General features: G+C 31.6%; 22 protein-coding genes and 1 riboswitch. Of the genes, 6 read left to right on the forward strand and 16 right to left on the reverse strand.

The window, feature by feature from the left end:
- Positions 1-267: 267 nt before the first annotated feature.
- The 4 genes from EV214_RS12175 to bioF form a co-directional block, all read right to left on the reverse strand.
- Positions 268-1,539 (reverse strand): M14 family metallopeptidase, encoded by a 1,272-nt coding sequence (locus EV214_RS12175; protein WP_132246171.1) that lies wholly within the window; start codon positions 1,537-1,539, stop codon positions 268-270.
- A 77-nt stretch (positions 1,540-1,616) separates the two neighbouring features.
- Positions 1,617-2,459 carry a malonyl-ACP O-methyltransferase BioC gene (gene bioC, locus EV214_RS12180; protein ID WP_132246173.1) on the reverse strand — a complete coding sequence of 281 codons (843 nt, stop codon included), beginning with the start codon at positions 2,457-2,459 and terminating at the stop codon, positions 1,617-1,619.
- Between the two features lie 107 nt (positions 2,460-2,566).
- On the reverse strand, positions 2,567-3,298 hold the full coding sequence (locus tag EV214_RS12185) for an alpha/beta fold hydrolase (RefSeq protein ID WP_132246175.1): 732 nt from the start codon (positions 3,296-3,298) through the stop codon (positions 2,567-2,569).
- Positions 3,299-3,302: 4 nt separating this feature from the next.
- Positions 3,303-4,472, reverse strand: coding sequence for an 8-amino-7-oxononanoate synthase (gene bioF / locus EV214_RS12190; protein ID WP_132246177.1), 1,170 nt, complete (start codon positions 4,470-4,472; stop codon positions 3,303-3,305).
- 158 nt (positions 4,473-4,630) lie between these two features.
- On the opposite strand from bioF, the gene EV214_RS12195 reads away from it, so the two are divergent.
- The 3 genes from EV214_RS12195 (at position 4,631) to EV214_RS12205 (ending at position 7,539) form a co-directional block, all read left to right on the forward strand.
- A complete protein-coding gene (locus EV214_RS12195; protein ID WP_132246179.1) occupies positions 4,631-4,864 on the forward strand; it encodes an acyl carrier protein in 234 nt (77 codons plus the stop codon).
- A gap of 15 nt (positions 4,865-4,879) precedes the next feature.
- On the forward strand, positions 4,880-6,121 hold the full coding sequence (fabF, locus tag EV214_RS12200) for a beta-ketoacyl-ACP synthase II (RefSeq protein WP_132246181.1): 1,242 nt from the start codon (positions 4,880-4,882) through the stop codon (positions 6,119-6,121).
- Between the two features lie 167 nt (positions 6,122-6,288).
- Positions 6,289-7,539, forward strand: coding sequence for an NAD(P)-dependent oxidoreductase (locus EV214_RS12205; RefSeq protein ID WP_132246183.1), 1,251 nt, complete (start codon positions 6,289-6,291; stop codon positions 7,537-7,539).
- 96 nt (positions 7,540-7,635) lie between these two features.
- On the opposite strand, the gene EV214_RS12210 is transcribed toward EV214_RS12205, so the two are convergent.
- The 8 genes from EV214_RS12210 to EV214_RS12250 form a co-directional block, all read right to left on the reverse strand.
- Positions 7,636-7,983, reverse strand: coding sequence for a hypothetical protein (locus EV214_RS12210; protein WP_132246185.1), 348 nt, complete (start codon positions 7,981-7,983; stop codon positions 7,636-7,638).
- Between the two features lie 40 nt (positions 7,984-8,023).
- Positions 8,024-11,098, reverse strand: coding sequence for an efflux RND transporter permease subunit (locus tag EV214_RS12215; RefSeq protein WP_132246187.1), 3,075 nt, complete (start codon positions 11,096-11,098; stop codon positions 8,024-8,026).
- Between the two features lie 12 nt (positions 11,099-11,110).
- Positions 11,111-12,208: an efflux RND transporter periplasmic adaptor subunit gene (locus tag EV214_RS12220; protein WP_132246189.1), complete on the reverse strand. Its 1,098-nt coding sequence runs from the start codon at positions 12,206-12,208 to the stop codon at positions 11,111-11,113.
- Positions 12,209-12,305: 97 nt separating this feature from the next.
- Positions 12,306-12,890: a TetR/AcrR family transcriptional regulator gene (locus EV214_RS12225; RefSeq protein WP_132246191.1), complete on the reverse strand. Its 585-nt coding sequence runs from the start codon at positions 12,888-12,890 to the stop codon at positions 12,306-12,308.
- 113 nt (positions 12,891-13,003) lie between these two features.
- Positions 13,004-14,446, reverse strand: coding sequence for an ABC transporter substrate-binding protein (locus EV214_RS12230; protein ID WP_132246193.1), 1,443 nt, complete (start codon positions 14,444-14,446; stop codon positions 13,004-13,006).
- A gap of 235 nt (positions 14,447-14,681) precedes the next feature.
- On the reverse strand, positions 14,682-16,427 hold the full coding sequence (locus EV214_RS19505) for a sirohydrochlorin cobaltochelatase (protein WP_330571306.1): 1,746 nt from the start codon (positions 16,425-16,427) through the stop codon (positions 14,682-14,684).
- Positions 16,428-16,569: 142 nt separating this feature from the next.
- On the reverse strand, positions 16,570-17,331 hold the full coding sequence (locus EV214_RS12245; RefSeq protein WP_132246195.1) for an ABC transporter ATP-binding protein: 762 nt from the start codon (positions 17,329-17,331) through the stop codon (positions 16,570-16,572).
- Positions 17,332-17,347: 16 nt separating this feature from the next.
- Positions 17,348-18,406, reverse strand: a complete 1,059-nt coding sequence (locus EV214_RS12250) for a FecCD family ABC transporter permease (protein ID WP_132246197.1) — start codon at positions 18,404-18,406, stop codon at positions 17,348-17,350.
- A gap of 146 nt (positions 18,407-18,552) precedes the next feature.
- Positions 18,553-18,730, reverse strand: a riboswitch (cobalamin riboswitch).
- Positions 18,731-19,064: 334 nt separating this feature from the next.
- Here EV214_RS12250 and EV214_RS12255 point away from each other — a divergent pair.
- From EV214_RS12255 to EV214_RS12265, 3 genes are read left to right on the forward strand one after another with little or no spacing between them, the layout of a single operon-like run.
- Complete coding sequence (locus tag EV214_RS12255; protein WP_243116648.1) at positions 19,065-19,913, forward strand: ABC transporter ATP-binding protein; 849 nt, start codon at positions 19,065-19,067, stop codon at positions 19,911-19,913.
- Positions 19,914-20,645: an ABC transporter permease gene (locus EV214_RS12260; RefSeq protein WP_132246199.1), complete on the forward strand. Its 732-nt coding sequence runs from the start codon at positions 19,914-19,916 to the stop codon at positions 20,643-20,645.
- Between the two features lie 22 nt (positions 20,646-20,667).
- Positions 20,668-21,363 (forward strand): cobalt-factor II C(20)-methyltransferase, encoded by a 696-nt coding sequence (locus tag EV214_RS12265; protein WP_132246201.1) that lies wholly within the window; start codon positions 20,668-20,670, stop codon positions 21,361-21,363.
- A gap of 34 nt (positions 21,364-21,397) precedes the next feature.
- On the opposite strand, the gene fabI is transcribed toward EV214_RS12265, so the two are convergent.
- From fabI to EV214_RS12285, 4 genes are read right to left on the reverse strand one after another with little or no spacing between them, the layout of a single operon-like run.
- Positions 21,398-22,174, reverse strand: coding sequence for an enoyl-ACP reductase FabI (gene fabI / locus EV214_RS12270; protein ID WP_132246203.1), 777 nt, complete (start codon positions 22,172-22,174; stop codon positions 21,398-21,400).
- An 18-nt stretch (positions 22,175-22,192) separates the two neighbouring features.
- Positions 22,193-23,596, reverse strand: a complete 1,404-nt coding sequence (locus tag EV214_RS12275; protein ID WP_132246205.1) for a peptidoglycan D,D-transpeptidase FtsI family protein — start codon at positions 23,594-23,596, stop codon at positions 22,193-22,195.
- The gene (locus EV214_RS12280) at positions 23,589-24,815 is read right to left on the reverse strand and encodes an FtsW/RodA/SpoVE family cell cycle protein (protein ID WP_243116649.1); all 1,227 of its coding nucleotides are present in this window, start codon (positions 24,813-24,815) and stop codon (positions 23,589-23,591) included. The genes EV214_RS12275 and EV214_RS12280 overlap by 8 nt, the downstream gene beginning before the upstream one ends.
- A complete protein-coding gene (locus EV214_RS12285) occupies positions 24,812-25,171 on the reverse strand; it encodes an FHA domain-containing protein (protein ID WP_243116650.1) in 360 nt (119 codons plus the stop codon). Before EV214_RS12285 ends, EV214_RS12280 begins: the two co-directional genes overlap by 4 nt.
- Between the last annotated feature and the right edge of the window lie 246 nt (positions 25,172-25,417).

A 25,417-nucleotide genomic window follows, 5' to 3' on the forward strand; every position in this document is an offset into this window, starting at 1 on the left:
TATATAAAAATACGCCCAACAAATAGAGCATTTAAAATCCCTATTTTGTTGGACGCCATTGCCCACAAAAATATTTATTTTTGAATATTTAAAACATTATATAATATTAAAAATATTTATACAAGTATTTTTTTATTATTTCTTAAAATCTTTGATTTATAATCTTCTTAACCAATTTACTATTCCTCATATATAAGATCAGAAATGTATACCTATATAATCAACTTCACCCAACGCACTACACAATAAAAGTGGCTAAAGCCACTTTTACACAATTGCTGCTAATAACAACAATTCTTCATTATCATTATATATTTTATTAAACTGTTCTATTGGAAGGGGATTCTTCCCTTTTCCTACTTCAATGGTATATCCTGGTCTTCTATACGCATCTATAAACCAATCCTTATATCCAGCATAAGAAGCGATTCCATAAGTTTCATCTAAAGTATATCCACTTACTTTTTCAAATAATTCTCCAATTCTTTTTGCCTCTGGCGGAGCAAGGTTTTCAAAGTTCCAATAAATCACTTCTCCTTGACTATGGTAAGCAAGTACTAGCCTAAAGTTATTCTTTCTTGTAAAATCTGCCACTGTCTTTGATTCTGGTTCAGATTCTGGATATGGTCCTGAATATCTTGTAGGACCTGGCCCATAAACACCATACTCTTCTTCCGCTTCCTTCGACAGTTCCCAAAGTGCATCGTAGTTATGATTTAAATCTACGCCCCGATTGTTTGCCTGCCAATCTTTTGAAAAGTCTGTACTTCCGTTATTCCATGCAATCAATTGATCATAATATGGATTATCTTCTTGTAGCCCATTTAATACTAAATCCACCCCATCTGGATTTACCATAGGCATGATATAAATGGTGCTCTTTTCCAAAATATCTTTTAGATCATATCCTCTTATATCTTTTTCCACAGCATAAGCCTTTGAAAAATTCTCAACAAATTTCATAAGTAATGGCGATGTAATCCATTCTAATGCATGATGGGCAGCATTATAAAAAACTTTATTGGGTCCATTACCTAATTTTATATAATATAAATTTTTCCCTAAAACACTTTTTCCTGCAATCCCCACTTCTAAAAATGGATATCTTATTTTTAATCCTTCAATATCTCTTTGCATAATATCATAAGTATAATCAATATTTGTATCTACCACATCTATCCCATACGGTACAATGATTTTTTGTCCTATTTGTAAATTGTATGGATTCACATTTGGATTGGCTGTAATGATTTTTGTGACATTTGTATAATATTTTCTAGCAATTTGATACATAGTATCCCCTGGTCTTATGGTATAGATATCATAGCCCAATAAAAGTGGTTCTAAAGCCTTTTGTGTATTAGGTCCAATAATCCCATCAGGAGTTAATCCATTATCTCTTTGAAAATTCATTACTGCTTGCTCTGTTTTTGCCCCAAATATGCCATCAATTGGACCTGGATCATATCCAATTTTTTTTAGTAGAGCTTGTATTTCCATTACGTCAGTTCCCTGAGAGCCTCTCTTTAATAATCTCAATAGCATCATCTCCTATTGTTTGCTACTATTTATAATATCGTGAGACTTTTAGATGTGTGCTTATTCATTATTTCAATTTAAAAATTTGTCATCGTCTCATCCATATTTTTGCATTGCATATAAACAAATAGATTATTATACGTTGCTCTTACTTGATCATTTTCTAAATAATCTCGATCATAAATCGCTATCACTTTTTCTATAAAATCAGGATTTATTTTATTTCTGTTATTTTGACTATTATTCGCACCAATTTTTTTAACGGAGTATAAAAAATCTTTGCAACCATTAAAATATTCATATTCATATTTTTCTAAAGCGTCCATCTCCATCTTTTTAAAATGATTTTTCGTAACAACATGCTTACATATTTCTTGCAATTCCTCTAATGAATAAAAAGACTGCCCAGCAGAAATGTCTTCTTTTATTTTTAGTAGATCTTTGGTTTTATCAAAAGACTGATGAAGTTCACAAAATGTATTTTTGCCAAAGGTTGAAAAACATAGTATTCCTTCTTCATCAAGCAATTTGATTAGTTTCGTTAGTGTATGATCCAATTGATTAAACCACTGAAAAGTTGCATTGGATATGATTAAATCATACTTTTCATCTAAAATCATTTCTTCAATATCTCCACAAATAAATTCAATTTCTTCGCAATTCATCGTTGCTTTTACTTGTTCAATCATCCCTGGAGCAATATCTACCGCAGTGATTTTAGCACCTTTAAAGTGTTTTTTTAAAGCTCTTGTTACATAGCCTGTCCCACAACCTACTTCTAGTATATTTTCAAAATCTATTCCTGTATTCTTTATATGGGCAATCAAGGTATCTCCCATTATTTTTTGAACCTTTGCATATTGATCATATTGTTTTGCATTCCTACTGAATCGTCTCTTTAGTTTCTCCTTATTAATCATTACGCGCTTCCTCTCTATTTCGTTAAAGATCTTCTAAAAAATAGTTTAATAGTTCTTAAATATAGATAACCAACATCAAAAAAAGTTATCGGGTATGAACGTTCTTTCTATATTGAATTTACATATTCTAATATCATTTGGTAACATTCTTTTGATTTTGTAAAAAAAGGCATATGCCCAGTTTCACGCAATATTATAAATTCAGATTTTTTTATATAGTTATTTATATACGTTCCTGCTTCAACAGGACAAATCATATCCTGATCTCCGTGTATGATTAATACTTGTTTATGAATACTTTTCACCTTTTCTCTAAAGTCTTTCATCATTAAATATTCTAATCCTAAACATAAGCTTTCAATACAATATTTTTTATTTAAATTTTGTATTTTTTCAATCAATAAATCATACTCCCCATTTTTTATTTCTACATCTGAAAAGAGATTTTTATAAAATGTATTTAAAGTTTTTTCTGGGTCTTTTTTTAGCATATCTATCATTCTTAGAACAATCTTTTTATGCCAGCCAAACACATAATTTTTATCTTGTGTAAATTTACTTGTAGGATTAAAAAGAATCAAATGTTCAATTTTTGATGGATAGCTTACTACTAAATCCATGGATACTAATGCTCCTAAAGACCATCCGATCAATGAAAAATGCTGAATCTCTTTTTCATTGATTAAATTGATCACATTCTGTTTAAATGCATCTATTGAAATCATATGATCCCAATCTACAAGTATGATTTCAAAATCGTTACATAATAAATCAGTAATCGGCTTCCAAACCAATTTGTCCACTGCCCAACCAGATAATATGATTAAAATTTTTTTCATGTAATCATCCTTCAATTATTTTCAGTCTTTTTCCATGAAATTGCATAACCTTGAGTACATATTCTAAATCTTTAGACCTATGGGTTGCCATCAGTGATATTCTAAGCCGAGCTGTTCCCTTTTGTACTGTAGGCGGTCTTATAGCTGGCACATAAATACCTTCTTCTAACAAGCTTTCACTAAATAGTGTAGCCTTTTTCGCATCGCCAATGATGGCAGGAATGATTGGGGTAATCGTGTCTGTAATATGAAATCCCATAGCCTTTAATTCTCCTTTAAACCAATTAGACAATTCTATGAGCTTTTGTCTCCTGTCTTTATCCTTTTCAATTATTTCAATTGCTTTTAATGAAACTGCAATACTTGCAGGAGGTAATGCAGTTGAAAAAATAAAACTTCTAGAGACATTCTTCATGTAATCAATCATCTCTTTTTTTCCTGCAACATATCCACCAATAGAAGCAATTGCTTTGCTTAATGTACCTATTTGCATGTCTATATCTTTATTTACACCAAAATATGAGCACGTTCCAGAACCCTTTTCGCCTAAAACACCTACCCCATGAGCATCATCAACCATAGTAAACATGTCATACTTCTTTGCTAATTTTACAATATGATCTAGTGGTGCCACATCTCCATCCATGCTAAATACCCCATCTGTCACAATTAAATTAACCTTTCCTTTATACATGTTTATTTTTCTTTCCAAATCATCCATATCACAATGTCTATATCTTACAAGCTTTGCACCACTTAGCAAACATCCGTCTATAATACTTGCATGATTATATTTATCACAAAAAATTACCCATTTTTTATCACATAATGCTGAAAGGATTCCTACATTTGCCATATATCCTGTATTAAAAACTAAAGCATCTTCCGTTCCTTTAAAATTTGCTATTTTTTCTTCCAGTTTTTTATGCAAATCATAAGAACCTGTGGTTAGTCTTGATCCCCCTGACCCCACACCATATTCTTTCACTGCACGAATAGCCACTTCTTTTAAACGCACATCATCACAAAGTCCTAGATAGTTGTTTGACCCTAATAAAATAATTTCTCTACCTTCAACCAAAGCCTTAGGACCTTGTCCAGAATTTAAGTATTTAAATTCCCTATATAATCCATTTTCTTTCATGTTGGATACGTATTTTGAAATATTTTCCATATATTTTCTCCTAAATAGAAGTTATTTTACTATAAAAATATATTAACGCAACTCAATTGTCAACCATTTTATATTTCATGTTTACAATATATAAAAAAATAATATATAATGCTATTAGTATCTAAGAAAAAATAATAATCTTAATGGAGGTTTTAATAATGATATTTGAAAAAGTAAAAAATATAATGATGGATATTATGGGAATTCCTGAGGATGAGCTTCTGCTACAAAGTCATCTTTACGATGAATTAGACGCTGATTCTTTAGATCTTTCTCAAATTATCGTTGAACTAGAAAATGCGTATCAAATTGAAATTGAAAATGAAGACATTGCAAATTTTGAAAAAGTTGAAGATATTGTAAAACATGTCGAAAATAAAATAAATGAATAACTAATGGAGAGTCCTATGAAAAAAAGAGTTGTAATTACTGGATTAGGTGCCATTACACCTATTGGCAATAATGTGATAGATTTTTGGAATCATGCAAAAAAAGGTTTATGTGGTATTGACTACATAAAATCCTTTGATATAGGAAATTCAAAAGTAAAATTGGCTGCAGAATTAAAAGAGTTTGATCCAAACAATTTTTTTGATCGAAAACAAGTGAAAAGATTAGATCGTTTCTCCCATTTAGGGATTACAGCAACAAAAGAAGCTTATGCGGATTCAAGGCTAGATAAAGCAAAAATCAATCGAGAACGCTTAGGTGTGATCATCGGTAATGGGGTAGGTGGCATCACGACCATTGTAGAAGAAACGAACAAATTACTAAATGGTGGCATGCATATGGTATCCCCTCTATTTGTTCCAAAATCTATTCCCAATATTGTAGCAGGTAATATTGCAATCGCTTTTGATGCAAAAGGAATATCCAATACAGTTATCACTGCATGCGCAGCAGGAACAAATGCCATTGGCGAAGCTTTTAGATCAATACAATATGATGATGCAGATATCATCATCGCAGGAGGTAGTGAAGCTTGTATCACACCCCTTATGCTAGCAGGCTTTACAAATCTCAATGCTTTATCTTTAAAAAACGATCCAAAACGAGCTTCTATTCCTTTCGATCAAGAAAGAGATGGATTTGTTATGGGAGAAGGATCAGCAATTTTAATATTAGAAGCGCTTGACCATGCATTAAAAAGAGATGCTAAAATATATTGTGAAATTGTTGGTTATGGTTCTACCTCTGATGCCTATCATTTAACATCTCCAGCTCCAAAAGGTGAAGGGGGCGCTCGTGCAATGAAACTCGCACTAAAAAACGCAGGAATTCCTCCTAAAGAACTATCTTATATCAATGCTCATGGCACTTCCACGCCTCATAATGATCAGGCAGAAACTGAAGCCATAAAAACAGTTTTTGAAGAATATTCTTATAAGATTCCAATTAGTTCAACAAAATCTATGATTGGCCATTTATTAGGGGCAGCAGGTGCAGTAGAAGCAGTTGCTAGCATAAAATCACTACAAGAAAATTATATTCATCCTACCATTGGCTATAAATTAAAAGATAAAACATGTGATCTTGACTATGTGGTAAATAAAGGACGTCGTGTAGATTTAAATTATGTTTTATCCAACTCATTTGGTTTTGGTGGTCATAATGCTTCAATTATTTTTAAGAAATGGGAAGAAGAATAAAAACGTTATTTTTCTTCCCCACTTAAAACAAATTTTATCTACAAATATACGCAATCACTGCTTCATCTTATGAAATCCTCATAAGGAATCATGGTTAAACAAATCAAAAAAAGCAAATATTATATAGCAAAAGCATACAAATTTCAAAATTCTTAGGAGTTGATGCTGTGGGAACCCACATATTAGATGAAGCAAAACGATGCCTTCAATGTAAAAATCCAAAATGTCAAAAAGGATGCCCTGTAAATACACCCATACGTGAAATGATTGGCTTGCTATTAGAAGGAAATATTAATACTGCTGGTGAAAATTTATTCCAGAACAATCCGCTATCCATTATATGTTCTTTAGTTTGTCCCCATGAAAAGCAATGTGAAGGAAATTGTGTATTAGGCATTAAATCAAATTCTGTTCAAATAAGTGCAATAGAAAACTATATTTCTGATTATAGTCTGAATGTAATGGATTTAAAACCTAAAGAAAATTTAAAAGGAAATATTGGAATAATCGGTTCTGGTCCCGCCGGAATCACGATAGCATTTATCCTCACTTTAAAAGGATATCATGTAACAATATTTGAAGCGCATGATAAAATAGGAGGCGTATTAAGATATGGTATTCCAGAATTTAGACTACCTAAAGATGTACTTGATCGATTAAAAGAGAAACTAACCGAGTTGGGTGTAGTCATTCGACCCAATACCTTAATAGGCCCAGTTATAACCATTGAAGATCTTTTTAGAGATGGTTTTGATGCGCTGTTTATAGGAACAGGTGTATGGAAACCTAGAAAATTAAATATCAAAGGTGAAAGTCTAGGACATGTTCATTATGCCATAGATTATTTGAAAAATCCTGATGTTTATACCTTAGGAAATAAAGTATGTGTAATTGGTGCCGGAAATGTAGCTATAGATGTTGCTAGAACAGCTTTAAGAAAAGGATCAAAAGAAGTGTATATAATGTATAGAAAAGGTATAGAAGATATACCAGCCGAAAAACACGAATTAGAATATGCTAAAATTGATGGCGTCAAATTTGAATTATACAAAACACCTATTGCGTTTACACATGAAGGCGTACTTTGTATTAAAACAAAAAAAGTTAACAATGAAGATGGAGAAAAAATAATCAACATTGATGATTCTGAGGTATTATTTAAATGTAATTCCATCATTATAGCTATCAGTCAGGGTCCTAAAGCAAATATCGTTTCTACTACGAAAGGAATAGAAGTAAGTAAATATGGTCTTGTTATCACAGATGAATGTGGAAGAACCACCAAAGAAGGCGTATTTGCATCTGGAGATGTAGTCACAGGTGCTAAAACAGTAGTAGAAGCCGTAAAGTATTCGAAGAAAGTTAGTAAAGCGATACATGAATATATTTCAAAAAAGTATAAAGATCGTAATGACTAAGTAGTTTTCTAATCAGATTTAAAAGACTCCCATCACCCATAATTTTGATGAAGGCTATCTCAAATTTATTTACTTGAGACAGCCCCTTTTTTTTGTTTATATTTTTACTTTATATTCCACATGCTTAGGATTTGGAAAATCATCTACAATCTCTACTTCAATTTCATTGCCTATAAAATATTTTTTTGTTTTCTTTATCGTCTGCGTAATTTTTTCAGTTCCCATATCAAAATATAATCCTATATGAGGAAAAGGGATCACCGTCACACTAATCTCTTTTAATTCTTCACAAACAATAATTGTATGCATAATACGTTCTTTCACATATGCAATATACTGATCTTCTAGATTCTTATCAAAATAATCTTTTAATCTTTCTTCTTTATTCGTATGAATTTCCTTTTGAATCTGTATTGATTTTTCAATCTCGGTTCTCATTCCCATAAAAATTCTCCCTTTATAAAATTTGTCTTTAATATAAGCATTATTCTTGAATAATAACTTTCTTTTTACCTTTTACTTTTTCAAGCCATGTTTCAACTAAACTGTATACAACTGGTATAACTACCATTGTTAAGAATGTTGATATGATAAGACCAAACATTAATGATATTGCCATAGGTGCAAACAATCCACTTCCTGATATTGCAAGAGGTACAAGCCCTATAACGGTTGTCGTTGCACTAAGAATGATCGCATTAAATCTCTTGCCTACTGCATCTATACAAGATTCATCAATAGAATATCCTGCTTTTCTTGCATCATTAATATATTCTATTAAAAGTATACCATTTTTTACAACCAATCCTATCAATGCAATGATTCCTAAAAATGCTGTTAATGATAGTGGCTTATTGAATAGATATAACCCGAGAATAGAACCGATTAAAGATAATGGAATCGTTATTAGTATAACTACTGGTTGCATAAATGAATTAAACTGAACCACTAATATCACATAAATAACAAAGATCGCAAATATTGCTAATAACCCTACTACCCCAAAATTTTCTGCAATATTTTCCCTTTCACCATCAAAATCAATTTTCACTCCATCTGTATCAATCTTCGGTAAAAGCTCAAACTCAATAATATTTTCTATATCTGTTGGATCATATCCAGGTAATTCATTTACTAATAATTGAACCGATTGATCTCTATTATACGTATTGATTGTATCTTCTTTTTTCCCATACTTTACTTGTGCAAACTGCTTTAGCGGAATTTTATTTTGTGTCATAGAAGAAGCAATTTCTAAATTTTTAAGTTCTTCTATGCTATTAATGGTACTATTTACCTTAATATTAAACTCATTTCCATCTCTTCTAAATACAGAAGATGTACTTCCATATAGTGCGACGTTAATTTGCTTTTGAATATCATATTTTGTGATTCCTAAATTACTCGCCTTTTCTTCATCTACTTTTACCTCAAGTTGATAAGTACTATCTTTCATATCATGACGTACATTTGTCGTTCCAGGTATTTTCGAAATTTCATCCTTTAAAATATTGGATACTTCCCTTAATCGATCTAAATTATCACCCGAAATTCTTAATATTACCTTCGCATCCGCTGGTTTTGCATTTGCTAAAAGTCTTGCTGAACATTTTCCTCCTGCAATTTTTTCATCTAATTGATTTTGGATATAGTTAATAAATTCAACATTATTATTAAATCTTCTATTTTTTTTATCTCCTAAATCAAATTTACATATCATTTGACCATAGTCATCTGATGGACTTACGATAGGTGCTGAAATATAGTATTTAGGTACACCATTTCCTACACCAACCGTATAACTTGTTATTTCAGATTCATTTGATAATAAATCTACAACCTCATCTGTAAGCTTTTCAGTCGCATCGATACTTCCTGTTATTTCCGTAGTCATTTCTATATAAAATAAATTTTTATCTACATAAGGGAAAAACTCAGATGGAAGCTGTGGCATTAATAGTTTCACAACTAAAATCAATACTAAAAATGTAGCAATAATCGTCACTGTTTTGGCTTTTAGCGCTAATTGTAATGCTTTTTTAAAGAATACCCTTACGATATTTTCTTTGTCACTTTTCTTTTTACTTGGTTTAAAAGATATTGCTGCCATAGCAGGCGTAATAAACATAGAAACAATATATGCAGCGATAATAGAAATAATCAATACCCTTGGTATAGATCCTAAAAATTCTCCTGCAACTCCTGGCATACCCATAAGCGGTGAAAATGCTGCAATCGTCGTCAAAGTTGCTGTGAAAATAGGGGTAGATGATAGTGCCGTACCATTGTAACATGCATCTAATTTATTTTCTCCATCATCTATTCTTACTTGAATCGTGTCACTTATAACGATGGCGTTATCAACCAAAATACCAAGCGCTACAATCAGTGCGGTAAGAGACATTTGGTGAATATATATTTTCATTAAATACATTACCCCAAAGGTCATAAGTATAGATAATGGTATGGCAGTTGAAACGACGAGTGCATTTCTAAGTCCCATCCCTAAAAATACAATGATCACAACTAATGCGATTCCTTCTAAAAGATTAATCATAAAATCATTTACGGATTTACTTACATCATCTGGTTGATAAATAACTTCTTCTACAATTAAATCTTTAGGTAATTGCGCTTTCACTTGATCTAGTGCTAGACGTACATCTTTCCCAACTAAAACCACATTTTTACCTTCTTCAAAATATCCTGTTAAAAGTACTGCATTTAATCCGTTTTGTTTATATTTTTCTACACCATCTTCTAAATCCATATAAACATTTGCAATATCAGATAATCTAGTCACTACACCTGTTTCTCTGGATACTGATATGATTGTATTTTTAATGTCCTCTATATTATTATAAATTCCTGGCGTTTTTACTGTGATTTCACCAGATTCATATTCTATTTTCCCTGATGGGATTTCAATATTCTGTACTTGTATTAAACTATCTACATCCGCAATAGATAAATCTAGTTGATTCAGCTTTGCAATATCTATATCTACTTTTACTTCTTTATCCACTTCTCCTTCTATTTCAAATTTCGTGATACCATCAATATCTGTCAATTCGTCTTTAAACAATTCTCCAAAAGATCCTAATTGTTCATAAGAATAATTAGCCCCTGATAAACTAATAATCATTCCTGCTGTTTCTACTAAATCCGTATTTATTTCACTAATAAAAGCGCCATTTGGCAGTTCTGATTCAGCGTCAGCTACTGCATTCCTTACATCTTGCATTGCTTTATTATATTCTGTATCAACGGTAAACATTACAACCGTAATAGATAACCCTTGATTCGATATCCCTTTAATTTCATCTATCCCATCAAGTTCTGCTAATTCATCCTCTATTTTAGTTGTTACTAAATCTTTTACATCTATAGGGGATGCACCTGGATAAGGAGTGATAATCATTGCTGCTGGAAACGATACATCTGGATTTTCTTGTCTTGGCAATACATAGTATGCGTAAATCCCTAAAAAAGCAATAATTGCTGCTAAGAACAGGGTTACCTTTCTTTCTTTTATGAGCTGCTTGATTAATTTATTCAATGTAAGTACCCCCTATTCTACAATATTCACTTTTGATCCATCATTTATATTTTTCATACCACTTATCGCTAACATTTCTTCAGGTTCAATCCCTTTTACCATTACTTGATCTTCATGATTTTTAAGCAATGTAACCGTTCTTTTAAAAACTCTATCTTCTTTGACGATGTATACATAGTCTTCTCCATCTGAAAAAATTGACTGCATAGGAATCCATATCCCTGTTTCATCTCCTATATCAAATGATAGTTTTGCAATAGAACCTAAACGATAATTTTTGTCTTTAACATATACTTCTGCATTGTATGTTCTAGTTGCCATATCTGGTGCTTCATCAATATTTTCAATAATCCCATGCGCTTGGTCTCCATCTACATCAATCACAGCTTTTATACCTATATTTATTTTATTTAAATCCTTTTGCGCGATTCCAACATTCACAACCTGCTTCATACTTCTTACCTTAACAATAGTTATATAATTCATAGAAGGGCCCGCAATTCGTTCTCCTTCTTCATGCGCTACATCCATAACAATCCCATCTTCTTTTGCATAGATCACTGATTCATCCATTAAAGTACTCTTATATTCATAATCACTCTTTGCAATATCATATTGTGATTTTGATTGATTATACGTTGATATTGAAGTATCTCTTTGTAACTTTATTTGATCATACTGATTTTTTGCCACACTACCTGCCTCATATAATTTTTTTATTTTATTAAATTGATCTTCATTGTAATGCATCGCATCTTCAGCTTTTATTATATTTTCTTTTGCTAAATCTAAATTTGCTTTTGAGGTATCTAGTTGAATTTTTATATCACCTGTATTTAATGCTGCCAAAGGATCTCCTTTTTTTACTTTGTCTCCTTCTTTTACATACACCTTTTCAAGTTTCCCTCCTGTTTTAAAGCTATAGTCCGTAATATCTTTTGAATCAACTGTTCCAATATAGTTAAGCTTCACAGGATTTTTGCTTTCTTCAATCTTTTGTACTTTAACAGCTCTTACTTTTTCCTCTGGCATATTTTCCTCTGCTTTTGCACATCCTACTAATGTCAGTAGCATACTGCTTATTGTGAACATGACTAACAATTTTTTCATCAATATTTCACCCTTTCTTATTTAACTAATTATTCAATATATGTAAATACTTGTAATTAATGAATGATTGATTATTCATTAATCATTCAAAAAAAAATCATTTTAGTGCATTGATACAAATTTCAGCAATTCTTTTTGCTGATTTTTCATTGAGTAGTTCTTTATAATTTTCTTTTTCTATTTTTTGTGCTACATACATAAAAGGTATAGTGGTCAATACAATAATTACTTCTTCTACGGTTACTTTCTCATTAATTTCTTTCCTTATCAAACCTATATCTACAATTTTTTGCATACATTCATGCAATTCTTTTTCTTTTTTTTGGGATTTTCCTTCGAATGTGCTTTCAAACATAAGGGTTATTATAAACTTCATAATAAACAAATCCTCTTTCGCCTTTTGAAATAAAATCCACACAAAATCATAGATCATTTCCTGCCAGCTTTTGTTTTGACTAAAAGTTTTCGTCATACCCTCTTTGGTTTCTTTTATATAAGTTTCTACTAAATCTTCTACTAATGCTTCTTTACTACTATAATATCTATATAAGTATCCTGTTGAAACACCTGCTTTCTTTGCAATATTCGCAATAGATGCTCCTTTATAACCATACTGAATCATCATTTCTATTGCAGCTTTTTTTACCTTTTCTATTTTTTTGGGATCTATTTTTCTTGCCATTTTCTTCACCTTTTTAATGAATTTATGTTCATTTATAATAATAAACCTTTTTACAAAATAAAGCAATGATTATTTTGCATAAATTTATAAATATTTCTTCGTCGATACAAGTATTACTGTTTGCTTTTTTTTATTCTTTCCATACTTTCTAACGCCTCATTTTCAGTTACAACACGTTCTGGATAAAACTTACCTTCTTCTAATGCCATCAAGCCATTTTCTACAACTACTTCAACCATTCTAACATCATCTATTTTTTCCATATCTTCTATATTAGGTGTTCCCGCTTGATCTTTTAAATCTGTTAGCATATAAAGAGTTTTGGCAAAATCTCCTCTTGTAACTTGATCCTCTGGATGAAACTTATCCTTTTCTGTTTTTATATAACTAGAAAGAGCTGCTGTTTCAATATAGTCAAAATTTGGATGATCCATTGTTACATCCTCAAAGGTTCCATAAACATGATCATTATGTTTTTTCCCATAATACTTTGATGTAGGTACAAATATTCCTTTGTGATTAAACATAACTGTCATCTTTGCTAATTGCTCTCTTGTTAGCGTTTTATCTTTCTTAAATTCATCTAAACTATCCATTTTTTCAGGATAGAACATACGGGATAATTCTTTTACTCCTTTAGAAAATCTAAAAGTTGGACTTGAAACTAATTTCTCGTTAATCTCATAAACACGTTTCTCTTTCACTGCTTTTATTGTTTCAAATCCAGGACGAATAGAAATAGCATGTAGATTTCCCCCTGCATTCATCGCCCCTCTTTGTGAAACATAAACATCTATTTTTTCAGCATTTTCTAATATTCTTTCCTCTCCATAAGAAGCAATACTCGTTCCTCCATGCATTGGTTTTGCATCTGCTGCAATATTATTTCCTCCCGCAAGTTTCATTGCCCTTGCAGCCATGGAATCATTCGTTACTGTACGGTACTCTGTCTCAGTGGCTTCAAAGAAAACATTTACTTTCGGTTCTATATTTTTTGTTATTGCTTCTAATTCTTTTAAATCTTTTTCAAATTTCGAAAGCATTTCTTCTGCCTTTTCTTCTTTTCCTGTTAACATGGCAAGTTTTTTAATATAATCAGGAAATTCTTTGAATTTATTCGGGTATAAACTCACTACTTTAATCCCTGCATTTTCAAGAGTTTCTACAAATTCAGGATTGCTTTTTTTTATAAATGGGCGAATCAGCACTAAGTCTGGATCTGCTACAATGACTTTCTCTGGATCAGAACGATAATCGTATACTTCTTTTTCTGTTACTTTAGCAGGATAAGCATCACTTTTTCCTACCCCTATAATTTCTTCATCAAGTCCCAAAGCAAATAAATTTTCAGTATGTGCCGAATATAATGAGATAATTTTTTTAGCTTGTTTATCCATTTGAACCAATTGCCCTAAATCATCTTCAAATTGAATTTTTACTTGAGCATTATCCTCTGTTTTTACTTCACTTTCACTTACAGTATTTTTTTTAGAGCAAGCTCCTAAAATAATCATACTCAGTAATAATATCAATAATATGGCTATTTTCCTTTTCATTTTTTTTCCTCCAATTATTATTCTCTATTCTTTTTTTGAGCAAATCATAACATTCACTGACACGCATTATAATTTGTTCCTAGCAATTCAATACAATACACATCAATATCCATAATAAATCGGGTACTATCATTCAGTTATATTTGTAAATACATATAGATTTTAACAACCATTATGATATAAAACAACAAGTAAATAGGATTCCCCACTTACTTGTTATCTATTTATTATATTCTTATTCTTCTTCGCCTTCAATTGCCTTCTTTGCATGGTCCACATAAATGTCTTGATATTTTTTGTTTTCTCCTAATCCATGAAGATAAGTATTTACGCTAAATCCGTCCCCTTTCAGGATTGTTTTCCATGAATCTTCTTCATCTCCTGCCATATCGTTATTCGCATGATCTCCTGCAACTAACATATAAGGCATTAATGTTACTTCTTTAATATTATCTTTTTTTAATTTTTGGGTAACATCTTCGAGTGTTGGATACCCTTCTACCGTTCCTACATATACATTTAAACCTTCATCATCAATCATGCTTTGTAAGCATGCATAACTTGCATTGGATGGATGATGTGTTCCATGTCCCATTACTACTACGGCTTGATCTTTATTCAACTTTGGCAATTGTGCTTTTAAAGCTTCTACAGCTACCTTATGATCTGCTGGTGTATCTAAAATTGGCTTTCCAACAACAATCTTTTTGAATGCTTTTTCTTCATACTTTTTCACGCTATCTAATAAATCATTATATTCAGCCCCTGCCATTATATGAAGTGGCTGCACAATCACTTCTTCAAATTCTTGTTCTTGCATTTTCTTAAGCGCTTCCTCTGGTGTATCTATTAAAATACCATCTCTATCTTTTAACTTCTTGATAATAACATCAGAAGTAAATGCTTTTCTTGTTTCATATTTTGGGAAAGCTTTTGCTATTTTTTCTTCAACCGCATCAATTGTCACTTTTCTTGTATCTGCATAACTTGTTCCAAAGCTTACTACAAGCAACCCTTTTTTCCCTTCTTGCCATGCTCCTTTTTCTACGCTAACTGCTTTTTTTGGAACCACTTCGCCTTTTCCTTCAATGGCATCTTTTACATGCTCCACATAAATATCTTGATATGCTGCATTTTCACCTAATCCATGAAGATACGTATTGACAGTAAAACCTTCCCCTTTAAGGATTGTTTTCCATGAATCTTCTTCCTCTCCTGCCATATCATTATTCGCATGATCTCCCGCAACTAGCATATATGGCATTAAAGTTACTTCTTTAATTTTATCTTTCTTTAATTTCTTGATCACATCTTCTAGTGCTGGATATCCTTCTACTGTTCCTACATAAGCATTTAGTCCCTTTTTATCCATTACGCTTTGTAAATCTGCATAGCTTGCATTTGCAGGATGATGTGTTCCATGTCCCATAAATACAACAGCTTGTCCCTCAGTAAGTTCTGGTAATTGTCCTTTTAAAGCTTTTACAGCTTTTTCATAGTCTTCTTGCTGTGTCAATATTGGTCTTCCTAATACTAATTTTTCAAAAGTTCCATCATTAAACTGTGAAACTTCTTCCAAAATGTCAGTATATTCAGCACCCGCTATAATATGTAATGGTTGAACAATGACTTGTTGAAAACCTTCTTCCTTTAACTTGTTTAGCGCTTCTTGAAGTGTATCTACTGAAATATTATCTCTTTCTTTTAATTTTTTGATAATAATGTCAGAAGTAAATGCTCTTCTCACTTCATAATCTGGAAAAGCTTTTGTAATTTTTTCTTCAACTGCCTCAATGGTAACTTTTCTTGTATCTGCATAGCTTGTTCCAAAGCTTGTAACTACGATTGCTTTTTTCATTTCTTTATTCTCCTCTATTCTTTTTTGCTCTGCTGCAACTGCTTCTTTTTTCGCACATCCAGCAAAAGACCCTACTACTAGTATAAGAGCTAGCATCAAACTTAAAATTTTAAATTTTTTCATCATTACACCCCTTGTTTTATTTATTTCAACCATTAAGCACTATGGTTAAATTTTAACGATACCTATTCAAATGTAAACCATTTATTTCCAGTTAGATTTTTCCTCATCCCCTTTAGATCTTAACTTTTTTATCTATACCAAATTATATTGTAGGAAGAATGACCAAACCTTTTTCTTCATTCTTTCTTACATTTACACCAAATAATTCCTTTATTAATGAGGGCCTAATTACTTCTTGAGTTTTACCATATTCAACCATTTTTCCATTTTTAAGCGCCAATATTTGATCACTAAATAGATCTGTTAAATTTAAATCATGCATAATAGAAATCACTGTAAGTTTTTCTTTTTGCACCTTATCTTTTAAAAGATTTAAAAGCTTTATGGTATACTGAATATCCATATTAGAAAATGCTTCATCTAGGAACAGTACTTCAGGGGTCTGAGCTAGCGCTTTTGCAATCATTACACGTTGTCTTTCTCCTCCACTTAAATTTGTAATCGATTTATTAGCAAATCCAAGGGTTTCTGTCATTTCCATACACTTCAAAACAACATCTAAATCCTTTTTATTTAAATTTTTCATGCGACTTTTAAATGGATTTCTTCCCATCATAACCACTTCCATACAAGTAAATGGAAAATGGACCTCTACATTCTGAGACACAATAGCTGTTTTTTGACTTAGGGCTTTTATACTATAACTTTTTAATAATTTATTTTGGAAACAAATCTCTCCACTACATACATCCAGTTGTCCTGTGATTAAGTTTAGCAAAGTGGTCTTTCCAGAGCCATTTGGGCCAATAATGGTTGTAAGTTTGCCTCGTTCAATAAAAAAGTTAATATTTTTTAGAATCTTTTGATCTTGATATGAAAAATATAGATTCTTTACACTATACATAGCTCTCCCCTTTCTTTTATTGAATGGATTTGTTTCTAGTCATAAATATATAAATAAAAAATGGACCTCCTAAAAGTGTTGTCAACACCCCTACAGGAATTTCTACATTCATAAACGATCTCGTAGCCGTATCCGCTAACAGTAACAATTCTCCACCAAGTAATGCAGAAAGAGGAATCAAAACACGGTTATCTGAACCAATAGCAAATCTAAGCATATGGGGAACAATAAGTCCTATAAAGCTAATAATCCCACTCACTGATACACATACAGCAGTAATCAATGACCCACAGATTAAAAATATTCTTTTCGTATGCTGTGTATCAACACCTAATGCTTTCGCTTCTTTTTCACCTAAGCAAAGTAGATTTAAATCCTCTGAAAAATATATACAAACAATGATACAAATCATAATAATCGGAAAGCTTATAAAAACATGTTCCCAACTACGAGACGCAAGACTTCCCATCAACCAATTCACAATTACAGAAACATTTTCTCCCGCTAAACTTTTTAAAAATTTAATTCCTGCTGAAAGAATCGAAGTTACAATAATCCCAGCGATAATTAAATTAGAAGAACTTAAATACCCTTTTACTTTTGCAATAGAAACGACAACACCTAAAGTTAGAAATGCGCCTATAAATGCACAAAGTGTTATAGAAAGATGAAATCCATCTATAAACATATTCACAAACATAGCGATGGTTGCTCCAAAAGCTGCCCCTGATGAAACCCCCATTGTATAAGAATCCGCTAATGGATTCATAAGTAATGACTGAAATACAGCTCCTGAAACAGCTAGTCCACTGCCTACGATAATTGCCACAAGCACTCTTGGAATCCTTATATTCCAAATGATTGCCGCATAGGATTCTTTGATAACCGCATACATTTCATGCTGATCTGCAATCTTTCCCAATATCACACGTATCACATCATTGGTGCCAATATTGGCTCTCCCTAAATTGATAGATGAAAAAAAAGTAATCATTAATAAAACAGCAAAACCAAATCCTATCCATTTTTCTTTATAATATTTTCGTTTCAATGTCATCGCTAAATTGTTTTCCATAATTCCTCCAGTGGTAAAGTTTTTTTGTAAAATTGTACATAAAAAAAGAGCTTTTCAGGAAGCTCTTATATATACATGAAAAATGGCATAAACTAAATAAAATAGCCAAATTTACACAGTACACACTACTTTCCCTCCGAAAGAACGATAAATGTATATATTAGGCAGGTCTCCTGACTCGGCTTCGTATTACTCCTTCACCTTCCCAAAGCATAAGCTTCAGTGGTTTTTAAGTTTCATCCACCTCACAGTAGCGGGGGCTGTAGTGGCTTTTACCACTTTCCCTTTTCATTCTAAACAGAAACCTAATACTTTATATGGAATGATCAATTTCATATAAAATTATATATGATGTTGAAAATCATGTCAATATCATAACCTAGTTTTGTTATGAAATATCAATTTATACCCTGCTCATCATTATATAGAAATTTAAATTATTTCCAAAGTGTTTAACCATGTGTTATTGGAGATATATAAAACTAGCATCCTAAAAGCAGGTTATTTTTTATAAACAAAATGTATTTTAGTATTATTTTACATAATGTATGAATTTTAAAGCGCTTATTGATTAATTATATTTATTCTGTTAGAGTTATAAGAGAATTTTATAGTATGTAAATAATATCTATATCTTTCATTGTTGAAGGAGGAAATAATGGATCATATTATTGAAATCAAAGAGGTTTTAAAAAAATATGAGGATTTTACAGCTGTTGATCATTTGAACTTAAACATTAAAAAAGGAAGTTTCTTTGGTCTTTTAGGTCCAAATGGTGCTGGAAAAACTACACTGATTAAAATGCTTGTGGGTTTATTACGACCCAACAGTGGCGATATTTTCATCAAAAATCAAAAAATGACACGAGATAATGTTTTTTTAAAAACCAAGATGGGCATCGTTCCACAGCATATCAATCTAGACAAAGAGCTTTCTGTAAAAGAAAATCTCATTTTTTCCGCTAAACTTTATAAATTAAAAAGAGATCCACAAGAAAAAAGAGTAGAAGAATTGCTTGCTTTTTCTGAGTTGAAACCTATAGAAAATAAGCTTAGTAAAAACTTATCCGGGGGAATGCAGAGAAAATTAATGATTGTCAAAGCCTTGATCAATGACCCTGAAATCATTTTTTTGGATGAACCTACGGTTGGCATTGATGTGAATACAAGAAGGAAAATATGGGACATGCTAAAAGGTATGAAAGATATGGGCAAAACAATTATTCTTACAACCCACTATATTGAAGAAGCTGAATATCTCTGTGATCAAATCGCCTTAATGGACAAAGGTAAGATTTTCCATTTAGATACAAGTAAGCATTTAAAAAGTAATCTTGGAACATTTACTGTTGAGTATTTTAACGATGCAAAAGTTACAGAATATAAATATTTTCAGTCTATTGAAGACGCTAAGCAGTATACTCATGCGCTTTGTGGTAATTACATATTAAGAGATACAAACTTAGAGGATGTTTTCTATAATTTTACGAATAGGAAGGTACGATAGATGGAAGTTTTCACGATACTTTGGAGAGAGTTTCTATTTTTTAAAAAAAGAGCTTTTAAAATCACTTCTTCTGCTGTGATCACACCCCTTTTGTATCTACTTGCCTTTGGCTGGGGACTCGGGTCTAATGTTTCAGTAGAAGGATTTAATTATATGTATTATATCATCCCTGGCATCATTGCTATGTCTACTATGAATACAAGCTTTAATGCAGTAGCCATAAGGATTTCTGTTGCAAGACTTCATGAAAAAAGCTTTGAGTATTATATGACAGCACCTGTAAATATGTATTTATTAACATTAGGCTATGTCCTATCAGGCGCACTTCGTGGACTCTATGCAGGTATGATTATTTTATCCATCACCTATCTGTTTGGCGTGTATATAAAAATCACTTTTTCTTTTTTATTCATATGCTTTTTAAACAGTATGCTTTTTGCTGCTTTCGGCTATTTTGCGGCAATGACTATAAATACCCATTATGATATGAATCGTTTTACAAGCTTTGTTATTACACCTATGACTTTTTTGTGTGGCACATTCTTTTCTTTGGAAAGGATGCCAAACTTTCTCAAAAACTTTATAGAGCTATTACCACTTACCCATGCAATATCGGGTCTTAGAAACATTGCTCTTGAAAATATAACTAATCATTTTTCAATACTTATATTATTTATGTATTTCTTAGCATTTTACGCTTTAGGCGTTTATGCAAGCTATAGAGAAATTTAAAAATTAGAGAGGGGACATGATCATGTCAAAATTTTATGGAATTGGTACAGGGCCTGGAGATAGTTCTTTGGTTACAATAAAAGCAGTCAACACGATTAAAAGCTTAGATATTCTTTTTACCCCTGAACCAAAGATGGGTGGAGAAAGTTTAGCTTTATCTATTGTAAAAGAGTATATTGAACCGAAAACTGAAATAAGACAAAGACATTTTCCAATGAATTTCAATACGAATGAAAAAAATGAAGCCTGGAATACAATTGCTTTAGAAATAGAAACTGAAGTAAAAAATGGAAAAAATGTAGGATTCGTTACCTTAGGCGATTCAATGATCTACAGTACTTATGTATATATTCTTGAACTTTTGAGAGGAAAAATCGAAATAGAAACAATCCCTGGAATCAGTTCTTTTTCAAACATTGCTTCAAGCCAAAACTTTCCTCTTGTCATGGATCGAGAAGCTTTAGTTGTACTCCCATGTACAGCCAGTGAAGAAAAAATTAATTTTACACTAAAGAACTATAATTCTATTGTATTAATGAAAGTATATAAAAATTTCAAAGAAATCATCCAAAAATTAAAAGATTATGATTTAATAAAACATGCAATCCTTGTAAGTAACTCTTCTAGAAATCAAGAAATTGTATATAGAGATTTAGAGAATATAAGTAAAAACCAAATATCTTATTTTTCAACGATATTAATTAATAAAGAACTATAAAAAAGCATGGGATAAGTATTTTATCCCATGCTTTTTAATAACCTAATATATTATAGCCACCATCTACATGAATCACTTCACCTGTAATGCCACTACTTAAACCACTACATAAAAACACAGCCGTGTTTGCTACCTCCTCAGTCTCTACTAATCTACCCATAGGAACTTTCTCTTCAAACTGCTTCAAAAGGCTCCCAAAGTTTTTTATGCCTTTTGCTGCGAGTGTTTTAATAGGCCCTGCTGAAATCGCATTCACCCTTATATTTTCTTTCCCTAAATCTGTTGCTAAATATTTTACACTGGCTTCTAATGCTGCTTTGGCTACGCCCATTACATTATAATTCTTTATAACACGCTCTCCTCCTAAATAGGTTAAAGTTACAATACTTCCCCCTTCATTCATAAGAGGCTTTGCATATTTTGTAACAGCTACTAAAGAATATGCACTAATATCTTGTGCCATGGCATAACCTTCTCTAGAGGTATTTAGATATAATCCTTCTAACTCTTCCTTCTTTGCATGGGCAATACTATGTACAACACCATCTAATTTCCCAAATTCATCTTTTAATATATTAAAAGAATTTTCTATTTCTTCATCCTTTGTCACATCACATGGAATTAAAAGTGCGCTATTCATATCTTCTTCTGCCATTAGTTTTTCAATGCTTTTTTTTGTTTTTTCTCCTAGGTATGTAAAGGCTAGTTTTGCCCTTGCTTGATGAAAAGATTTAGCAATTGCCCAAGCAATACTCCACTTATTTGCTACACCCATAATTAAAATATTTTTGTCTTTTAATAATGTATTCATGATATCCTCCCTTATAAATTACTTTAATATATTTAATGCAGCTGCCATGATGTCTCTTGCAATAGGTGCTGCACTTTTACCACCAGTTGAACCTTCGTTTTCTAACACCACAGCGATTGCCACTTTGGGATCATCTGCTGGTGCAAATCCAATAAACCATGCATGTTCTTTTTCTGTATCATTTTCTGCTGTTCCTGTTTTACCAGCCACCTTCACATTTTTGATCCTTGCATTTTTTCCTGTACCTAATTTTACAACATCAATCATCATTTCCTTTATTGCCTCTGCAATATTTTTACTACTTACTGTTGATAAAGTTTGTGGTAAGTTTGTATGAATCGTTCTTCCTTTAGGATTAATCACCTCCTTCACCAAAAATGGTTTCATCATTTTCCCATCATTGGCAATAGCAGATGCCACCATCGCCATATTGAGGGGGGTAACCAGTATCTTCCCCTGCCCAATAGCAGTAGCTGCTAGTTCTGGTCTAGACATATTTCTTTTATGTGGAAATACAGAATTTTTTGTCAATAACTCAAATGGAATAATTTTATTAAGCATATATTTTTCTGCTGTATTTTTTAATTTGTCTTCCCCTAGGTCAAGCCCAATCTGACCAAAGGCCACATTACAAGAAACAATCAAGGCTTTTTTTAAGTCCACTTTTCCGTGGGCAGTTCCTTTATAATCTTTTAGTACATATCCATTAATATTTATAGACCCTTCACATTGAAAAGTTTTCTCTATATATTCATTTTCTAAAGCACTTGTCGCAGTTATAATTTTAAATATAGAACCTGGGGTATAAAGTCCCATAGTTGCTCGGTTTAAAAGGGGACTATTTTTGTCTTCTGTGATTTCTGCCCACTTGTCTTTCATCGTAGAAGGATCAAAATCAGGCTTACTTACCATCGCATAGATTTCACCATTTTTAGGATTCATCAGTACAATGGCTCCTTTTTTTCCTTTTAAACGTTTTTGTGTATAACTTTGCAGATCATGGTCAATCGCCAAAATTAAATTATTTCCTTCTTCCTTAGGTCCTGTAATCTTCTCTGTAATCTCTCGTATTGGGTTTTCATTGTTATTTAATAATTCCTTATTATAAGAAGATTCTAATCCTGCTTTTCCATACTCTTTAAAACTATATCCTATAATATGACTATACAACTTGTCAAACTTGTATGTACGAATTTGTTTATTATCTATTTTTCTACTACTTGCTAAGGTTTTTCCATTTCTATCCGCAATAATCCCGCGAAGTACATATTCCTCATTTACCCATTGCCTTTTATTGTAGTTGTTATTTACAACCTGTTCGGCCTGAAAAATTTCAAAGTAACTTAAGTATACCACTAAACTTATAAACAAAGTACTATATACAATAAGCACTTTAATCATGCGTCTAGAGAATTTATCCATTTTCCTCCTCCTGTTCCAAATAGATATCCTCAGAAGCTACCTGTAGTATCCCTAGTGCTGCAAAGCTTGATACCAGCGAACTTCCTCCATAACTAACAAATGGCAATGTTACCCCTGTTAATGGAATCATCTTTATTACTCCCGCAATAATAATAAATGCTTGAAAGCCTAGCATAGCAGTCATTCCTATGGCAACAATTTTGAAAAATTGATGTTGCTGATTCAAAGCAATCTTAAAACCCCTATATAGAAAAATGAGAAATAATAGAATCACACCAATACCACCGAATATACCCATTTCTTCACAAATTGCTGAAAATATAAAATCTGTATGTACTTCAGGGATAAATTCTGGATGTCCAAGTCCAATCCCTGTACCAAAAAAACCGCCTGAACCAATTGCAAATAAGGATTGGGTAATTTGATATCCCTTGTTGTCAATATAACGCCAAGGATCAATCCATGTAATCACTCTCACACGCACATGGTTGACTAAAAAATAGCTCAAGACCCCTATAATTACAGCTCCTCCTAGATTATAATAGATTAATTTTCTTTCTTCTTCAAAAACATAGAGTATGGTTATAAAAACAAAATAAAAGATCATCGCAGTTCCTAAATCTCTTTGAATAAATAAAAATCCTATATAACCATATACAACTCCTAAAAATATATACGGATGATTCATTTTTTCTCTATCAACATAGTATGAAGCTAAAAAAAATACAAACAGTATTTTTATTATTTCTGCAGGTTGAAAACTAAGTCCTCCTATTTTTATCCAATTTATAGCACCTTTTATCCTTACCCCAAAAATTAAAGTTGACAAAAACAAAGCCATAGATAATACGACATATACTTTTGTCCACTTTTCTAATCCTCTTATATTTTTCGTCACCGTATAAAATAAAAAAAAAGTTATAATCCCTATACCAAACCAAGTAATCTGCCGAAAACCATAGCTCGGGTTAATTCTATAAATCATAATGATTCCTATGCTTACAAGCATGGTCATAATTAAAAATATATAATGATCTCCTGATGACGTCTTAAGTAGCATAAAGTTAGATATATAGATAATAAAAGTGAGCAGTATTCCAGAAGTCAATATAAATTTATCAAAACCATCTTTGTAAAAATAAAGAAGCAGCAGTGCCATAACATTTACTAAAAAAATTAGATTCTGCGGCATTTTATAGCTCAAAACTTTCTTAATCATAAGCACACCTCATTACTTACATATAAAAATTCCACTTGACCAAATTTGATACGATCTCCATTTTTTAATTTAAAAACATCTACGATTCTATCGCCATTTAGATACGTACCATTTGCACTATCTAAATCTTCAATAAAAACTTCTCCCTCATCTAACGTAATCTGTACATGCTGATTGGATATATAAGGGTCATTGATTGCTACATTATTTTCCTTTTTTCTTCCAATCGTAATCGTATCTTCTAATGTATAAACTTCCTTAATCTTAAACGGCAAGCTATCCTTTCGATTAATTAATTTTAAATATGGATAATGATTCATGACATTACTCATGCTCTTAATATCTAAATAAATCAATCGTATAATCCCCAAAATAAATAAATAGATAATAAGTATGAATAAATATCGAAATATCAAAGATAATAGATTAAACATTTATGCACCTGCCATATTCTCTACTTTTTTTATAATACCATTATACAAGATAATCCTATAAAATAGCATCACTTTTCGATAAATTTCTATTTTTTAGTAATTTTACCCATATATATATAAATGCATACCCCTTATATTATTTCATAAAACATAAGGGACACTACCTTT

Origin of the sequence: Marinisporobacter balticus, from assembly GCF_004345705.1 — a bacterium.
GTDB classification, from domain to species: domain Bacteria; phylum Bacillota; class Clostridia; order Peptostreptococcales; family Thermotaleaceae; genus Marinisporobacter; species Marinisporobacter balticus.

Coding starts and splice junctions, on each gene's coding strand:
- EV214_RS12195 (WP_132246179.1), top strand. CDS start 4,631: ATGATATTTGAAAAAGTAAAAAATATAATGATGGATATTATGGGAATT.
- fabF (WP_132246181.1), top strand. CDS start 4,880: ATGAAAAAAAGAGTTGTAATTACTGGATTAGGTGCCATTACACCTATT.
- EV214_RS12220 (WP_132246189.1), bottom strand. CDS start 12,208: ATGAAAAAATTGTTAGTCATGTTCACAATAAGCAGTATGCTACTGACA.
- EV214_RS12255 (WP_243116648.1), top strand. CDS start 19,065: ATGGATCATATTATTGAAATCAAAGAGGTTTTAAAAAAATATGAGGAT.
- EV214_RS12275 (WP_132246205.1), bottom strand. CDS start 23,596: ATGGATAAATTCTCTAGACGCATGATTAAAGTGCTTATTGTATATAGT.
- EV214_RS19505 (WP_330571306.1), bottom strand. CDS start 16,427: ATGAAAAAATTTAAAATTTTAAGTTTGATGCTAGCTCTTATACTAGTA.
- bioF (WP_132246177.1), bottom strand. CDS start 4,472: ATGGAAAATATTTCAAAATACGTATCCAACATGAAAGAAAATGGATTA.
- EV214_RS12245 (WP_132246195.1), bottom strand. CDS start 17,331: ATGTATAGTGTAAAGAATCTATATTTTTCATATCAAGATCAAAAGATT.
- EV214_RS12225 (WP_132246191.1), bottom strand. CDS start 12,890: ATGGCAAGAAAAATAGATCCCAAAAAAATAGAAAAGGTAAAAAAAGCT.
- EV214_RS12260 (WP_132246199.1), top strand. CDS start 19,914: ATGGAAGTTTTCACGATACTTTGGAGAGAGTTTCTATTTTTTAAAAAA.
- EV214_RS12265 (WP_132246201.1), top strand. CDS start 20,668: ATGTCAAAATTTTATGGAATTGGTACAGGGCCTGGAGATAGTTCTTTG.
- EV214_RS12210 (WP_132246185.1), bottom strand. CDS start 7,983: ATGGGAATGAGAACCGAGATTGAAAAATCAATACAGATTCAAAAGGAA.
- fabI (WP_132246203.1), bottom strand. CDS start 22,174: ATGAATACATTATTAAAAGACAAAAATATTTTAATTATGGGTGTAGCA.
- EV214_RS12185 (WP_132246175.1), bottom strand. CDS start 3,298: ATGAAAAAAATTTTAATCATATTATCTGGTTGGGCAGTGGACAAATTG.
- EV214_RS12280 (WP_243116649.1), bottom strand. CDS start 24,815: ATGATTAAGAAAGTTTTGAGCTATAAAATGCCGCAGAATCTAATTTTT.
- EV214_RS12230 (WP_132246193.1), bottom strand. CDS start 14,446: ATGAAAAGGAAAATAGCCATATTATTGATATTATTACTGAGTATGATT.
- bioC (WP_132246173.1), bottom strand. CDS start 2,459: ATGATTAATAAGGAGAAACTAAAGAGACGATTCAGTAGGAATGCAAAA.
- EV214_RS12250 (WP_132246197.1), bottom strand. CDS start 18,406: ATGGAAAACAATTTAGCGATGACATTGAAACGAAAATATTATAAAGAA.